Raw genomic sequence first — 15,963 nt, 5'->3', positions numbered from 1 at the left:
CCAAAATTTATGCTTCGCTTACAGTCTCTCCCTTAAGCATAGCAGCAAGTTTGCGAGTTACCTCATATTTTTTCTTCATTTCTCTGCCTTCGATGCGAACACCCATGCTTCTTGCAGTTCCTGCAACAATTTCTTTAGCAGCTTCGATGTCATTAGCATTGAGGTCTGGAAGCTTAATCTCTGCAATCTCTGTGAGTTGCTGATCGGTTAGAGTTCCAACTGTTTGCAACTGAGGGATTCCAGCACCGCTCTTGATGCCGAGCTTTTCTTTAATGAGAACAGCAGCAGGTGGTGTCTTTAAAACAAAATCGAAAGTTGAATCAGCATAAATTGTGATTTCAACAGGAATAATCGTACCCTTTTGTGCATCGGTTGCAGCGTTGAAAGCCTGGCAGAACTGCATGAGGTTAACGCCATGAGCACCGAGCGAAGTGCCAACTGGAGGAGCAGGAGTTGCGCCACCAGCAGGAAGCTGAAGCTTTACAAATCCTTTTACTTCTTTAGCAGCCATTGTTTATTTCTCCTTTAAAAGTTATCTCTATCAAAACAATTGCTTTGTGAGAAGCCCCTGTCCACGAGGGCACAAAGTCAACAGTTAAAAACTAAATTTCTGATACCTGATCAAATGTTAATTCTACAGGCGTTTCACGTCCGAAAATTGAAACTGACACTTTCACTTTTCCAGCATCAGGCATGACTTCTGTTACAGTGCCATCGAAGTCCTTGAGAGGACCAGAAATAACATGCACGCTTTGTCCGACTTTAAGAGCAGAAGTCGTCTCTTTTGGAGTTTCAGCCGAGGCACGTTTCATAATCTTGTTGTATTCCTCACGAGTTAGAGGCGCTGGCTTGCCTTGGCAACCTACAAACCCTGTAACACCCTGAGTGTTTCGGACAATCGACCACGTGCGGTCGTTCATCTCCATTCTCACAAGAACATACCCAGGAAAAACCTTTTTTTCACCTTCAACGCGTTTGCCGTCTTCTTTAATTTCGGCAACAACTTCTGTTGGGATTTCGATTTTTGAAATTACATCTTCAAGACCTGAAGACTCAATTCTATTCTCGAGGTTTGTCTTGACTTTGTTCTCGTAACCAGAATATGTGTGTAATACATACCAGCGCTTGGCCATTACTGTTGACCTCCTTGGGCACTGTTTGTTGATCCATCTGAAGTTTGTACAGTTGCTGTAGCTTGAGCTGCTCGAATTTCAGATTCGCTCTGAGGTGTAACTCCCTCAATCTCGATTGAAGAAACTCCAATGAGTGAAGGTGTTACAACAAAGTTATCAAGAAGATAAACGAAAATTCCGAAAAACAAAAGTGCAGCCACTACCACACCGCTCCATCGGAAAACGTCTTTCTTAGTTGGCCAAGTAACGCGCTTTAATTCAGCACGCACATCTTTAAGGAACTGAAAATGTTGCTTTTTAGGAGCCTCTTTTTTCTTAGCCTCCTTAGCAGAATCTTTTTTAGCTTTAGTGTCTTGAGCTTTTGCAGCCTTGACCTCTTCAGAAGATTCTTTCTCTCCTGCAGTCTCAACAGGCTGGTTCTGCGCTGCCTCTTTTTTAGCAGCTCTTTTTGCAGAAGCCTTAGCTCTTTGAGTTTTTGACATCTTGGCCATAAATTATCAATTCCTTGTTATCTAAATCTCATCTGCCTAAAATGGCACGCCAGGAAGGACTCGAACCCTCAACTTTCGGTTTTGGAGACCGACGCTCTACCATTGAACTACTGGCGTATTAGTCTCTTTGCTCACTTCAGGCATGAATCTACAAAAAACACCTGACTTTATCGAGTTTCACGATGCAGTGTGTGATGTCCACACCACTTGCAATATTTCTTTAGCTCAACGCGGTCTGGGTTGTTCTGCTTATTTTTCTTAGTCGTGTAGTTGCGTCTTTTGCACTCAGTACACGCTAATGTAATCATTGTTCGCATGAACACTCCTCTTTTAATTCAATTCAGAAGATCGCTTAAATTAAAACTTCACAAATTTTACCTTTATAGAAACATAAGGGCAGAAACTAGTCTGCCCTCACGCTTCTAATTATTTCACAATTTATTTAATGATCTTGGTTACTTTGCCAGAACCAACAGTGCGGCCACCTTCGCGGATAGCAAACTTGAGTCCCTCTTCCATAGCTACTGGGTGAATGAGTTCGCCTGTGATTGTGACGTTGTCGCCAGGCATAACCATCTCTGTTCCCTCAGGGAGATGAGCAACACCAGTAATGTCAGTTGTGCGGAAGTAGAATTGAGGCCGATATCCATCGAAGAATGGAGTATGACGTCCGCCTTCGTCCTTTGTAAGGATGTAAACCTGACCTTCGAACTCTGTGTGAGGAGTTACGCTGCCTGGTTTGCAGATGACTTGTCCACGCTCAATGTCCTCGCGCTTTACACCACGAAGAAGAACACCAACGTTGTCTCCAGCCTCAGCCTCGTCAAGAAGCTTTCTAAACATCTCGATGCCAGTTACAACTGTGTTTTGAGTCTCTTTGATGCCAACAATCTCGACTGGGTCGTTCATGTGAAGAACACCACGCTCAACACGACCAGTAGCAACTGTGCCACGGCCAGAAATTGTCATAACGTCTTCGATAGCCATCAAGAATGGTTTGTCAACGTCGCGCTCTGGAGTTGGGATGTACTCGTCAATAGTGTCCATGAGCTCCCAAATCTTTTCTTGCCATTCTTTGTCACCCTCAAGAGCCTTCAAAGCAGAACCCTTGATGATTGGGCAGTCATCGAATCCATATGAAGAAAGAAGTTCAGTTACTTCCATCTCGACGAGTTCGATGAGTTCCTCGTCGTCAACCATGTCGCATTTGTTAAGGAATACAACGATGTATGGAACGCCTACCTGACGAGCAAGAAGGATGTGCTCACGAGTTTGAGCCATTGGGCCGTCTGTAGCGGCAATTACAAGAATTGCTCCGTCCATCTGAGCAGCACCAGTAATCATGTTCTTTACATAGTCAGCATGTCCTGGGCAGTCAACATGAGCATAGTGACGTTTGTCTGTCTCATATTCAATGTGTGCAATAGAAATCGTGATACCACGCTCACGCTCTTCAGGTGCCTTGTCGATCATATCGAAAGCAGTGAAGTCAGCGTGTGCTGTGCCATGGCTGCCGTCATTCTCTGACAAAGTCTTTGAAATAGCAGCTGTAAGAGTTGTCTTACCATGGTCAACGTGACCAATGGTGCCAATATTTACATGTGGCTTTGACCTTTCGAACTTCTCTTTTGACATAATGTCCTCCTGTAATTTTTTTATTTAGCGTCCCTAATAAAAGTAGTAAACGCTCATTTCTAAAATGGTAGCGGCGACTGGATTTGAACCAGTGACGCCACGGGTATGAACCGTGTGCTCTGACCAACTGAGCTACGCCGCCAAAATAACTTCGCAATATGCATTAATTACTGCGTCAGTTCTGTCGTCGATTTTTCGGTTACGTAACAAAGTACGCTCCCTCAAAATCGCTCCGAACTTCCTTGTACTGAACGCATCTTGCTCGTTCTTTACAACAAGAAAATTATCATTCTTGTCGTTATATAAATGGCTTTGCGGTGCTCATGCACCATTCCTTCCATTTATCTGTAGTTTGCTCTAACTCTCTAAAGCTAGAAACCTTTGCAGATGGTTGCACTAACATCTGCACATTCGCATGCCATTTCTGTTTAGTTTGGCAAATCAGTGGAGCCTGCAACCGGACTTGAACCGGTGACCTCTTCGTTACCAACGAAGTGCTCTACCGACTGAGCTATACAGGCGCATAACCTGCGAAGATGGTGGGCGAGCTAGGATTCGAACCTAGGTAGGCATAGCCAACGGGTTTACAGCCCGTCCCCTTTAACCACTCGGTGCACTCGCCCTCATAAAAGGCCCAAAAATATGTGAAATTTTCAAGCTGCCGCTAGCTCCCAAATGAGCAAGCTGTCTTATTTTATTAAGAAAAATACATTTCGACAACATAATCAACGCGACCGGGCGTGTCACTATTCTAACACAGGCACTAATAACCGTCGGCAAATACACTATCTGGTGCAGATTAGCCGAATAACTGTCACCTTTAAGCCCAAAGATGGGCTCGTGCTATAATTTAGCGAACTGTTGGAAATTCACTAAAGAATTGACACGGAGGTTAAAACTTGAAGTCACAAACAAGCGAGACAAATATATTTAAGAAAGTAGGCGCTGTTAGCGCAAGTTTTCTACTAGCAGCAGGTCTCTCTGTTCCAGTTTCAATTTCAACATCACTTTTCGGCAACGAAACAGTCGCATATGCAGAGCCAAGCGCACAAGAGCAAGCGCAAGAAGCACTCACGAAGCTCAACACACTTGAAGCGCAAATGGGTGAAGCAGAAAATGTCTACAACCAGGCGGTAATCGACAAACAAAATGCACAGCAAAAAGTTGACGAAGCTCAAGGAAGAATTGACGAATGCAATCAAAAAATGAAAGAGGTGCAAGAAAAGCTCGCTCCTCGTGTTAAAAGCATGTATCGATCGGGTTCGTCTTCAATGCTTGATTTAATTTTGGGTTCAACCACTTTTACTGAATTTGCGACAAATTGGGGATTGCTCGAAAGCCTAAACCAAAAAGACGCTGAGCTAATTTCTGAAAGCAAGGCATTGCGCCAAGAGATTGGCGAACAGAAAGCAACACTAGAAGAACAGAAAAAAGTTGCAGAAGACAAAGAGGCCGAAGCCGCTGAAACATATCAAAAAGCACAGGAGCTTGTCACTTCTCAACAGTCCATTTATGACGGCTTGAGCGCAGATGCACAAGAAGAATTGAACGCTGCTCGCGATGCACAAAACTTCACTGAAGCACAAACACCTGCGAACGCTGGAGGAAACACCAACAATAACGGTGGAGGAAACACCAACAATAACGGTGGTGGAACAAGCTATGAGCCATCGAACAACGTCGACCCGGGTTCCGTTCTCGGAAGAGCATATTCGCAACTTGGCAAACCATATGTCTGGGGCGCATATGGGCCTGATGCATTTGACTGCTCTGGCTTTGTTGGATATTGTCTGACAGGTTCCTATTCACGCTGGGCAACAACATACACATTCATGGGATATCCTCAAGTGTCAAACCCACAAGCAGGTGACCTCTGCGTGAATGGTGGACATGTAGCAATCTATTTGGGTGGCGGACAAATTATTCATGCAGCCAATCCACAAGCAGGCGTAGTTATAACATCAACATCGTGGATGGGTGGTGACTTCATCTACGTCCGACCATAATTTTTAAATCACAATAAGAGGAACAATGTACAATTCAACACGTTGTGAAACAATAACGGCCACCGCAAAACACGCAATCCTAAAAGGTCTCGCAGATGACGGTGGTCTTTTTGTTATGCCTAATTTGGAAGAAATCAAGATTAATGTAGAGGACTTTGTTAATCTTGACTACAACGAAATTGCAAAGCTGATTTTTAGCAAGTTGCTTGATGATTTCTCAGCAGAAGAAATTGACGAGTGCATAAAGGGTGCCTACACAAACACATTTGACAACAGCGAGCTTGCCCCAGTTAAAAAAGTTGGCAACATATTTGTCCTTGAACTTTATCATGGCCCAACAAGTGCGTTTAAAGACGTGGCACTAACGATGCTTCCGCAACTCATGAGCAAATCGCTTGCCAATGCGGGGAAAAAAGCTCTCATTTTAACTGCGACATCAGGTGACACGGGGAAAGCCGCAATGAATGGCTTTGCTGACGTTGATAGCACAGGCATTTGCGTCTACTATCCACATAATGGCGTTTCTGCCGTTCAACACATGCAAATGGCGACTCAAAAGGGCAATAACGTTGACGTGTTTGCTGTTAAAGGAAATTTTGACGATGCACAGCGCGGAGTTAAACAGCTATTCGTAGATGAAGAGCTAAACGATTATGCAAAATCAAAGGGCGTCGAGCTATCAAGCGCAAACTCAATTAACATCGGTCGTTTAATGCCACAAATCATCTATTACTTCAGTTCATATGCAACACTTGTTAAAAATGGCGACATAAAAGCTGGAGACAAAGTGATTTACAGCGTGCCAACAGGAAACTTTGGCGACGTTTTAGCAGGATACTATGCACATCTCATGGGATTGCCTGTAGACAAATTCATTGTGGCAAGCAACAAAAACGATGTTCTCGATGAATTTATTAAAACTGGAACATATGATGCTAATCGTGAGTTCTACAAAACGATTTCACCGTCGATGGATATTCTTGTTTCTTCAAACCTTGAGCGTTTGCTCTATTATGCAACCGATAGAAACACTGAAAAAGTGGCAGGATGGATGCAAGAGCTAAAAGAGAATGGAGAATATACAATCGACGGCGTAACTAAAGAAGCAATCACAAACCTTTTCTTAAGCGGATCAACCAACGAAGAAGCAACAAAACAAACGATAGCCAATGTTTACAAAGAGACTGGCTATGTGTTAGACACACACAGTGCCGTGTCATATGCAGTCGCAAAAGAATATGCCGATGCAGGAAAAACTGTGATTACGCTATCAACTGCTTCACCCTACAAATTCCCACAAGCTGTAATGAGCGCACTCGGGGAAGACATCGATGATGAATGGGAGGCGCTGAGCAGACTGCAATCGATTAACAAAGATGCATGCCCTGCAGCCCTTGCATGCCTTAAAGACGCGGAAATCCTGCATAACAAAGTAATAGCGAAAGAAGAAATGCGCGATACTGTGAGAGCAGCAATAGACAAACTAGCAAACCTCTAAAGGGATCAAAAAAAGCAAAGAACTGATTTTCATTAAGCTTTAAAAAAACCAAGTGAGTTTGTTTAATGGACTGAAGCAGTTCCACATTTTAAAAAATAAATTAGAGCCGCAGATTTTTACTGCGGCTCTTTTTTTGCATCACTACGTCTTAGCTAATCAACTCAACGTCTTGCAAAAGCCATTCTTCGAGCTTGCTTTTGAAGTTTAATGGCGCCTTTTAGAAAGTCTATCATTCGCCTTGTGTTTCCTGTAGCCGAATAAACTAAAGGCACCAGCAGTGATAGCTATTATTACTATCGCAATTACCAATGCTCCTAACTGATCACCAGTTTTAGCAATCACACTCGGAGCTAACGGCGGAGCTGGCGTAAAGACGTTTTTGAACACTGGAGCCGTGCTTCCATCGTATGCCACATCAGCCAGCAGGTGTCCTTTTAAATCATCTGTGACCGTAACGGTTACTGAGTAGGCGTGTTCATCATAGGTATATCCTGCTCTGCCGTCGTTTAACTCAGTAATTGTGAAGTTGTAAACTCCTTTGTTGGCAAATTCTATTTCAGGGAAAACAACTTGACCAGATGCAATGTTGTGGGTTCGTGCAACCTCTTTGCCTTCAGAATCACTAACAATAAACGTGAAGTCGCCGTCCTTTAATTCTGCGCCTTTAAGCTCTTTTGCTGCAGAAAACTTAACGCCCACAGGTTTTGCTTCATATTTATTAGCGAAAGAGACGGCCGGTGCATCACTGCCGACAAAAGAGTGTTCTGCGCTGAGTGTTCCATCTCCATTATCTGTAATGACCGTCTTTACTTGATATATGGTGTTGTCGAATTGGACGCCATCATGAGAAGTGCCTCCGTCTTGCTCAAGCAGATAATAGGTGTGCACACCAGGCTTGTCATAGGTAATCGAGCTGAATGTAACATTTCCATTGGCGTCGTTTATGCCTGTTGCAACAACATTGTCATTTTCAAGTAGTAAGAACGTGAACTCATTTGCAATTAAACCGCGTCCTGTGAGCACTTTGGAAATTGAGAGTTGGTCAGTCACGCTAGTTGAGAGAGGATCTACGCTATATTTGTTAACAAAATTAAACGCAAAGTCTGTTAGAGGTTCACGCTCTACAGTAAAGTGACCCTGCCCATCATCGGTGAGTTTAAACTTAACAATCTTTGGATTATCAGCATCATTTGTTATGCCAGCTATGTCACCATATTCAGTGATTTTGTATACAAATGTGTGAGTGCGGACAACTCCTTTTTGGATCTGGGAGTTCTCATCGGCGTTTGCAGCAAGCACCCCTTCGTTAGCGTCACTAACTTTCGCCGAAACCGATTTTCCATCTACAGCAAGTTGCTCACCATCCAAGCCTTCTCGCGCATCATTGTTTAGAGTTGAACCGAGTTTATCAGTTAGCTTAGTTGTTTCCGCATTGTCATCACGTTCCCCGGAGGCAAAAGCAGTTGAGACCAGCTGACTAGTCGCGCCATCTTCTTCAAGAGACTGTGTTTGAACTGCTGCCTTGTCATCAGAGTTTTGAATCGAAGTTATGTCTGCTTGTTGCAATCCAAGTGCTCTGTTCAAATCATCAAGAGAAAATGTTATCGTTCCAAAATCCACATTGCCGTTTGCATCATTTATTGTTGAAAGCAGCGGATTTCCTTGCAAATCTTTTGGCATTGGCGCATTTTTATCATCAGAAGTGATGGTAAACGTGAATTTGCCTTCAATGCATGGTGGCTTCAAACCCTCATCAAATTCAAGCACCTTCTTGCCCACCAAATCAACTGAAACAGGCTCTCCTGTGCTATAGACATTTTTAAACACGAAACCATCATTTCCAACTCGAGCTGTCGCTTCAAGTTTTCCATTGCCTTGATCTGCAACAACGACAGTGAATGGTATGTTGTCTTTAACAGCACTCACCCCACCAGGAAGATCGGTTGTCGTCTCTTTTGCAACATAGTCAATGTAGAAAGTTTTGTTCCCATCATCTCCAACGAGGACAGTCGCCCTGCCAGCATCAACAAGGTCTTTTAACATTGCAACGCTGTAGTTAATCTGCCCAAAGTCGATGTTTCCTTGCGCATCATTTTTAACGATTTGCCCTGACACGGGAGTTTCGTCTTTATAATGAAGCGCAAACTCAAATTCATTTTCCACAAGTGGGCGGCCTGTGAGTTCTTTCATGGCTGTTATTGCAAGTGAGCCGTTAGCATCATAGTTATTTTCAAAAGTAACAGTTGCTTTGTTTTGTGTTTCCTCACCCGCTGTATAGACAAATGTCTGAGCATCCCCTTTACCAGTTATTGTTGTCGTAGCCACAACCTTGGCATTTTCAACAGATATTGAAATGCTCACATCCCACTTTGTCTCATCACATTTATATCCAGGAAGGCTGGTTGGATTTTCAACGATCCTGAATTTAAACGTCTTGCCTTCGTCATGACGTGTGAAGACGAGGTTATCACCGCCACGAAGTGCCTTTAGAACTGATGCCATGGTAACTATCTGACCATCATCAGCAGCAGGCACAGACACACTATTAGATGTCAATGCAAGTTTTTCAGCAGAGTCAGCATCAGGCGTCACAACAAATTCAAACTGATTAGCCAACATGTTGTGGCCATTCAGCACTTTCGTAATGTTCATGTCGCCGGCAGCTGAATAATCAAGGTCTGCAGTGAAGTGATTAGTGAAAGTGGTTCCTGTCACAACTGCTGTGGCAATTAGCTTGCCTTTTCCGTTGTCAACCACATCGACAACAATTGTTGCCTCATGGGAGTCATATCCAAAACCCGTTCCTGCAGTGTCAGGACGCTCCGTGACTTTGTAGACATAAGTTCCTTTTTCAGTAAACGTAAACTTACCGAAGTTAAAGCCAACAGATTCATTTTCTTTTGCGGTCGAACTTGCAACAGAAACAGGATTGTCTCCATCGGGATCAGGTATCTTTGCAAGTGCAGCATCGTCGGTGTCTCCATTAAATGACACTTTTTCCAAATCGAAAGTGAAACTATCGGCGTCTATCCAATCACGTCCAGTAATAACTTTGTTAAGGCCTGCCTGTGCTGTGTCATATTCTCCTGGGTCAGATGCATAGGAGTTAAAGAATGAGAACTGCGTTGCCCCTACAACAACTTGACCATCTTTGGAATAGCTGGTATTAAGAGAAATCACCTCGCCATCAAGCGTTACCTCAACGCTAACAATCCATTCGCTAGCATCATATGTAATTCCGTCTTTTACAAATGTTGAAGCGCCGCCAGACAACTCACTCACATTTTTCCAAGTGCCATCAACATTTATAACTTCATTTACTGAATAGGTGTAGGTGTGAGAAATGTCATCATGTGTAAATTCAACTTCATCGAATGTGATTGGCAACACACCATCGGTCGTTTTTACACTTTCCTGACCTGGTGCACCATCAAGTGGAACTAGCCTAAAGTTGAACATGCCTTCAACGAGCGGCAAGCTTTGTGTTTTGTCTTCATAATTCTTAATTCCAACAGGCGACCACTTTTGCGCGTCGGCCCTAAACACGTTCACAAAACTTGCCACGTCTTGAGCCTGTGCACCGTCTACATTGTTGCCTGAATCATCTGTGCGATGGACTATTGCACAAGATGTTGTGAGGGTACCAGCGCCTGCATCGGTTACAGTCACTGTGGCCTTGTATTCTGCCTTTGATGCAGAGACACCTTTATTGATGGTTGAAGCGTCTTCGTCCTCCCAAATGTCATAAACATATGTTCCAGGCTTTGTGTAGGTGATATCGCCGAAATTAAACGGGACACTCCATCCTGCTTTCGTTCCAGTCAAATTGCTGAGCGCAACTTCAGTCGCATCTGGCAAAGGAGCATCCTGTGGGCTTGATGCTGCAATCTTGAACACAAAAGCATCGGTGTCATTCCAGTCTCTGCCAGTTAAGACTTTATCACCTTTCAGCGAAGCTGCACCATCAAGCTTTCCTGTTGCAGAATAGGTGTTTGTAAATGTTGCAACTGAAGTTTTGGCAGCTTCAATTGTTCCAGTGTCACCAGCAGCAACAGTCGTGAAGCCTGGCACTTCCTTTTCAGTCACCGTGTAGGCAGAGCCTGCAGATATCCCATAAATAAACAGTGTTTCTCCATGTTGTATAGTGTGGGTCGCTTTACCACTGGTGTCAAATTGCAATAAAAACTCATCACCAACAGGCTCGCCATTTGCATCCTTAACTTGCGCTTTTAACTTAGCACCGTCAGCAGCTGCCAAACTTGGAATTGAAATCTCAAATGTAAAGTCTTTAGAAATATATTGTTCAAGGTTATAACCATCTGCCACTTCAACAGTCTTTGAAATCGAAAGCGCGCCAGGATTCTCAACTGTCACTTTGCCGTTGTTCCCCAAATAGCCAACGATTGTAGAAGCAGCAGCATAGGATGACTCCACCCATTTTGGATTTAAGACATCTGTCGCAGTCTTCGTTACATTTTCAGTCTTAGTAGAATGAAGCTCGTTTATATAGACGTGTCGGGAAGTGCCTTTTACTAAATAAAGATTGCCTTGGGAGTCACTTGCTACAGACCCTGTTAACTGAGCGGCTAGATCACCAGGGAATGAAAAGACCTGCACCATGTCGACTTTTTTGCCATCAACCATAACGCAATAGCTGTGCCGGTAATAATAGGATTTTCCTTCCTCAAGTTGTGTTGCTGGAATCGCGCACACCTCATCAGAATAAATGGGGGTATCTTCCGTGAAGTAATAGTAAGAATTGGATTTTGCAGGATTAAAAGTGGACGATGCGTCGCCTAGGGCTGGGTCCCCGCTCCATTTGTTTGCAAAGAATTCTACATTTCCAGCATCGTCTGAATGGCCGGCAATATAAGTAGCAAGCTTCTCATCGGGTTTGGCGAGGCTATCAATTGCCTCAGCTTTCACACTAGACCCAAAGATCATGCGAATAGGATGGGTTTCATTAAACGACTGTCGCCTGTGGTGTTTATTGATGTTGAAATAACGAACAGGGATGAGCGCCGCAGGAACTTTAACTTGAACTTTGTCTCCAACATTAGCTTCTTCAGAACGCGTCACAGTGATACGGATGTTTTTTATGTCGCCTTTCGGATAAATTGGAGTATCCACACTCCCAGAGAATGTGTAGGTGTCGATGTTTCCACTAGTTGTTTTTGTTGGATTTTCAAATACTCTATCCCCAAAAATAACTGTTTTAAAACCATCAACCTTTAAATAATCACCAAGTTGATCTTCAAATGTAATATAGCCAGAAGTTTGTTCATAACCATCCGTGGTTTCTGTTGGAAAACCAGAGCCTTGGCTGATGGTTGAGGCTATGTCTTCAAAAATTTTCTTTAAACCTTGCGCGTCGTCAGCCGCCAGATAAAAGTTTGAATCAGCCGCACGAGGTCCAAAATCCCATGTCCAGCCGTACCATTGGCTAGTGTATGATGCGTTTGGATAATTGCTTGAAACAGCATGCATGAATTTGTTGCTCCTAGAAGTTGATGCGTAAGTTGGATCAGCCTCAGGGCTAGCGCCGTTAAAAATTCCAATAGAAAAAACCTGAGTATCGGCATCTTTTAAACTCTTAGCTTCTTTGATAGAATCGCTAGCGACAGTGTTATCAAAACCATTGTTGTGATTTGGATCACCGTCTGTAAAAAAACCGCAACTTTTTTAGCATTCTCACGCGCCGACGAAGAGTCTGTCAATGCTCGTGAAGCATGTTTTAGACCATAATCTGCAGAAGTCGCTCCTGCTGCATGAAGACCATTGATACTATTCGTCAGCATCTCCTTGTCGGAGCCTTCACACAAAGTCAAATTCTTTACTATTTGTGAATAATTGTACCAATATGCACCGTCTTTGTAGGAGTCATCTCCAACATTGTCGCTAGATTTTCCTGCAAATTTCACAATTGACACTTTGTGCTTCATGCTCGCATCGGCGATGTTAGCATTTTCTGCTTCAATAGAGTCTAAAAATGAATTCACAGCTGTCTTTAAGGCCTGCAATTTCGTCTGACCACCAAATGAATCGTCCATAGATCCAGAAACGTCAAGAACCAGAACAATATCAAGAGGTTTGGTTATCGTTGTTTTAGTGTTAGACGCCGAAGAAATGGCAGATAAAACGGTTAGAAAATCGGAATCGCCTTTTGGCACGGTAAAGGAAGCGTCACCTGAGTCAATGGAAAAAGTAATATCTTCAGAGGAAACTGTTTTGTCGGTCCATATTCGACCCAAATTCAAGGTGCTGCTGAACCCTGCTTCGGCCTGCCAGTTTCTTGTTGTGTCGGGGTCAGAAACTATTGTTTTCTCGCCAGTAGCTCTGGCTACAAACCCTTCCACGTCAGCAAAGGCAAACGATGGAACAAGCAACAGCGTGAACAAAACAGAAATAACTAGTGCGAATTTACTTCTCATAGTCAATCCCTCCTTGATGTTCACAAGAGGACGGAAAAAACTCTATCCCAAAAGTGAACGATATTAAATTATTGGCCTGTAATTACCTCAATCTGTTCCACCAATAAACGCACACATTAATTCGCTGCAGACAATAATCTGCGACTTATATGTAGCGTATTTACCACCTTTAACATTAAACCAACTTTATTTTATCATCTGGAGAATGTAATAAAGACAACAACCTCTAGTATTAGTGCAAGCGGTAATCCACAAAATATAAAAAATTTATTTAATCGTACACACAAATAAACTGAGGATGGCCATAGAAAAAATATTATCGAATTGAGATATATATAGCACCAAAAGTGCCCCTTTAAAATCTAAGACATGTGCTAGGGCACTAGGATTAAAACCGAGCTTTGAACAAAAACGTCAAGAAATGCTATTTGATCATTTCAAGGAGAACAGATGATGTGTAGTCGATTGCCTCTTCCTTCATTTCTTCAAAAGAATCTGCAGCATCTTCATCTGCGAGATCACTAATCGAGCGCATGATCAGAAACGGGACATTATTTAAAGTGCAAGTGTGCGCAATAGCGGCCCCTTCCATTTCTGCGCAAAGTGCACCGAAAGTAGATTCAAGCCACTTCTTTTTCTCGCTAGAATTGATAAATTGATCGCCCGAAACAATCTTTCCCAAATGAAAGCACCCTGGGGCGACAACTTTTTCGCAAGCTGCCCTAGCCTCTTCCAACAAACAATCGTCGGAGACAAAAACAGAAGAATCCATTCTTGGAATAATGCCAGCACCCTCAAGGGCGTCCATGTCATGTTCAAGCAATTCAGTAGAAAGAACAACATGGTTTTTTCTAACAGTGTTATTGATTGAGCCTGCTACTCCAATGTTTATGATTGCATCGCAGCCACAAACATCAATCAAGCGCTGTGCTGCGATTGCAGAGTTAACTTTTCCCACTCCACATCGCACAACAACAACGTTTGCGTCTCCCAAACTTCCTTCATAAAAGCAAGTTCCCAAAGCATTTTCAGTGCATTTAATGTTGCAAGAATTAATGACTGTCTGAACCTCTTCGTCGAGGGCTCCAATAATTCCAAGCTTTTTGCAGTCAATCATTTAAATGCCAATCTCTAATTTAAAAAGCAAAATTATTAAGCAACGTCATAAATCGTTTCTTGCTTTAGCTTAGGTTCCTCGTCCATGTAGTGATCAAACTCATAGCAGATTGTTTCATCGGGTTCAGGGGTCAACAACGAAACAATAATAATCGCTGCAAGTGCAATCAAGAAGCAAGGTAACAGTTCATAGATTCCAAAAACTCCCCCCAAAGGAGACAGGAGATATTTCCAAACGATAACTGAAATTCCTCCCGCAAGCATACCTGCTATCGCACCTTGTTTATTTAATCGCTTCCAATAAAGACTACAAAGGGTGAGAGGACCAAAAGATGCGCCGAGTCCAGCCCATGCAAACGAAACTACCTTAAAAATGACAGAGTTTTCGTCAGATGCGATTAATATTCCAAGCAAGAACACACAAATCAATACGATGCGAGAGACGACCATGACTTGATTGTCAGTTGCGTCTTTTTTGAACACACCGCGAAAAATGTCTTCTGCAACCGATGAACCAGAAATCAAAAGATAGCTTGAAGCTGACGACATTGAAGCCGCCAAAATGCCCGAAACTACAACGCCACACATAAAGCCAGGCAAGAGCATTTTTGCTAAAACAATAAACACATTTTCAGCTACGGAATTAGTTAAGAACTCAGTAGGAATCACAGCCCTGCCAATTAGACCAATAGAAATTGCGCAAATCATGCTTACGACCACCCAAACAACTGCGATGTATTTGCTTTTGCGAACTTCTTCCGCATCACGAATTCCCATGAAGCGAACGAGGACATGAGGCATTCCAAAATATCCAAGGCCCCAAGCAAGATAGGAAACTATGGTGAGCACCGACATTTCTGTAGGAACACCAAACACGGGGCTCCCATTTTCGATGAGCTGGTTGCCGTCTGCGCCAAGGGTTGGAACGGCGCTAGCTGCAAGTGTTAAATAACCAGGAATGTCAGAGAGGAAAGTCGCAACATGATCAACTCCAGCTCCAAGTGTAATAGAACCCACAACAACGACAGCAAGAGCAAAAAACATGAGACATCCTTGGACAAAGTCGGTCGCAACAACACTCAAATAGCCACCAACCAAAGTGTAGAGGAAAACGATGATTGCGCCGAGGGCCATCATGGTCATATAGTCGAGACCAAAAAGTGTGTGAAAGAGCTTTCCACACGTGACAAAACAGCTTCCAACATACACACAAAAGAACAACAAAATAATTAAGGCAGCTATAGTTGAAACAACGTTTTTATCATCATGAACGCGACGTGCATAAAAATCAGGCAATGTGATTGCGTCACTCGCCTTCACAGAATATTTGCGCAATCTTTTTGCAACAAAATGCCAGTTTGCCCAAGTTCCAACGGCCAAACCAATGATTGTCCAGCCAGCATCGGCCAGACCCGTGAAATAGGCAAGACCAGGAATTCCCATGAGCAAATAACCTGACATGTCAGATGCTTCTGCCGAAAGGGCTGTGAGCCACGGACCAACTTTTCTGCCACCCAAAAAGTATTCATCGGTCGATGAATTTGCGCGTTTAGCGTAAACAAAACCAATAGTTAAAACGACAATAAAATAGGCAAGGATGGCAAAAAGCATCCAAAAGTCAGATGTGAACATTTCTCTCCCGATGACCGCAAT

At 43.2% G+C, this 15,963-nt stretch carries 11 protein-coding genes and 4 tRNA genes; 2 read left to right on the top strand and 13 right to left on the bottom strand.

The features are described 5' to 3' along the window. Positions 1-7 precede the first annotated feature (7 nt). From rplK to FXZ76_RS02205, 9 genes are all read right to left on the bottom strand, one after another. Positions 8-511 carry a 50S ribosomal protein L11 gene (gene rplK, locus FXZ76_RS02245; protein WP_079535506.1) on the bottom strand — a complete coding sequence of 168 codons (504 nt, stop codon included), beginning with the start codon at positions 509-511 and terminating at the stop codon, positions 8-10. 91 nt (positions 512-602) lie between these two features. Beyond that, complete coding sequence (nusG, locus tag FXZ76_RS02240) at positions 603-1,133, bottom strand: transcription termination/antitermination protein NusG (protein WP_079535504.1); 531 nt, start codon at positions 1,131-1,133, stop codon at positions 603-605. After that, complete coding sequence (secE, locus tag FXZ76_RS02235; RefSeq protein WP_231961730.1) at positions 1,133-1,615, bottom strand: preprotein translocase subunit SecE; 483 nt, start codon at positions 1,613-1,615, stop codon at positions 1,133-1,135. The genes nusG and secE overlap by 1 nt, the downstream gene beginning before the upstream one ends. A gap of 51 nt (positions 1,616-1,666) precedes the next feature. Further along, a tRNA-Trp gene (locus FXZ76_RS02230) sits at positions 1,667-1,741 on the bottom strand. A gap of 50 nt (positions 1,742-1,791) precedes the next feature. Further along, positions 1,792-1,941, bottom strand: a complete 150-nt coding sequence (gene rpmG, locus FXZ76_RS02225; protein WP_079535500.1) for a 50S ribosomal protein L33 — start codon at positions 1,939-1,941, stop codon at positions 1,792-1,794. Between the two features lie 121 nt (positions 1,942-2,062). Continuing rightward, complete coding sequence (gene tuf, locus FXZ76_RS02220; protein ID WP_079535498.1) at positions 2,063-3,259, bottom strand: elongation factor Tu; 1,197 nt, start codon at positions 3,257-3,259, stop codon at positions 2,063-2,065. 65 nt (positions 3,260-3,324) lie between these two features. Further along, positions 3,325-3,401, bottom strand: a tRNA-Met gene (locus FXZ76_RS02215). Positions 3,402-3,704: 303 nt separating this feature from the next. After that, a tRNA-Thr gene (locus FXZ76_RS02210) sits at positions 3,705-3,780 on the bottom strand. 16 nt (positions 3,781-3,796) lie between these two features. Then, positions 3,797-3,882 (bottom strand) — tRNA-Tyr (locus tag FXZ76_RS02205). 276 nt (positions 3,883-4,158) lie between these two features. On the opposite strand from FXZ76_RS02205, the gene FXZ76_RS02200 reads away from it, so the two are divergent. Together FXZ76_RS02200 and thrC are read left to right on the top strand one after the other, a co-directional pair. Next, a complete protein-coding gene (locus FXZ76_RS02200) occupies positions 4,159-5,265 on the top strand; it encodes a C40 family peptidase (protein ID WP_079535497.1) in 1,107 nt (368 codons plus the stop codon). Between the two features lie 25 nt (positions 5,266-5,290). Beyond that, entirely contained in the window at positions 5,291-6,763 is a 1,473-nt protein-coding gene (thrC, locus tag FXZ76_RS02195; protein WP_079535496.1) for a threonine synthase, read from the top strand. Between the two features lie 204 nt (positions 6,764-6,967). On the opposite strand, the gene FXZ76_RS02190 is transcribed toward thrC, so the two are convergent. From FXZ76_RS02190 to FXZ76_RS02175, 4 genes are all read right to left on the bottom strand, one after another. Further along, positions 6,968-12,250 (bottom strand): Spy0128 family protein, encoded by a 5,283-nt coding sequence (locus tag FXZ76_RS02190; protein ID WP_079535495.1) that lies wholly within the window; start codon positions 12,248-12,250, stop codon positions 6,968-6,970. Positions 12,251-12,348: 98 nt separating this feature from the next. Then, positions 12,349-13,194: a vWA domain-containing protein gene (locus tag FXZ76_RS02185; protein WP_079535493.1), complete on the bottom strand. Its 846-nt coding sequence runs from the start codon at positions 13,192-13,194 to the stop codon at positions 12,349-12,351. Between the two features lie 424 nt (positions 13,195-13,618). Then, positions 13,619-14,311, bottom strand: a complete 693-nt coding sequence (locus tag FXZ76_RS02180) for a 5'-methylthioadenosine/adenosylhomocysteine nucleosidase (RefSeq protein WP_079535492.1) — start codon at positions 14,309-14,311, stop codon at positions 13,619-13,621. Between the two features lie 35 nt (positions 14,312-14,346). Then, positions 14,347-15,942 carry a sodium/proline symporter gene (locus FXZ76_RS02175; RefSeq protein ID WP_079535490.1) on the bottom strand — a complete coding sequence of 532 codons (1,596 nt, stop codon included), beginning with the start codon at positions 15,940-15,942 and terminating at the stop codon, positions 14,347-14,349. Between the last annotated feature and the right edge of the window lie 21 nt (positions 15,943-15,963).

Origin of the sequence: Phoenicibacter congonensis, from assembly GCF_902386915.1 — a bacterium.
Taxonomy (GTDB): domain Bacteria; phylum Actinomycetota; class Coriobacteriia; order Coriobacteriales; family Eggerthellaceae; genus Phoenicibacter; species Phoenicibacter congonensis.
The sequence above is the reverse complement of the archived record's forward strand: the minus strand, read 5'-3'. Positions and strand labels throughout refer to the sequence as shown.

Excerpts from the sequence above, each read along its gene's own strand:
- FXZ76_RS02180 (WP_079535492.1), bottom strand. The coding sequence starts at position 14,311 with ATGATTGACTGCAAAAAGCTTGGAATTATTGGAGCCCTCGACGAAGAG.
- thrC (WP_079535496.1), top strand. The coding sequence starts at position 5,291 with ATGTACAATTCAACACGTTGTGAAACAATAACGGCCACCGCAAAACAC.
- rpmG (WP_079535500.1), bottom strand. The coding sequence starts at position 1,941 with ATGCGAACAATGATTACATTAGCGTGTACTGAGTGCAAAAGACGCAAC.
- tuf (WP_079535498.1), bottom strand. The coding sequence starts at position 3,259 with ATGTCAAAAGAGAAGTTCGAAAGGTCAAAGCCACATGTAAATATTGGC.
- FXZ76_RS02175 (WP_079535490.1), bottom strand. The coding sequence starts at position 15,942 with ATGTTCACATCTGACTTTTGGATGCTTTTTGCCATCCTTGCCTATTTT.
- secE (WP_231961730.1), bottom strand. The coding sequence starts at position 1,615 with ATGTCAAAAACTCAAAGAGCTAAGGCTTCTGCAAAAAGAGCTGCTAAA.
- FXZ76_RS02190 (WP_079535495.1), bottom strand. The coding sequence starts at position 12,250 with ATGCATGCTGTTTCAAGCAATTATCCAAACGCATCATACACTAGCCAA.
- nusG (WP_079535504.1), bottom strand. The coding sequence starts at position 1,133 with ATGGCCAAGCGCTGGTATGTATTACACACATATTCTGGTTACGAGAAC.
- FXZ76_RS02185 (WP_079535493.1), bottom strand. The coding sequence starts at position 13,194 with ATGAGAAGTAAATTCGCACTAGTTATTTCTGTTTTGTTCACGCTGTTG.
- rplK (WP_079535506.1), bottom strand. The coding sequence starts at position 511 with ATGGCTGCTAAAGAAGTAAAAGGATTTGTAAAGCTTCAGCTTCCTGCT.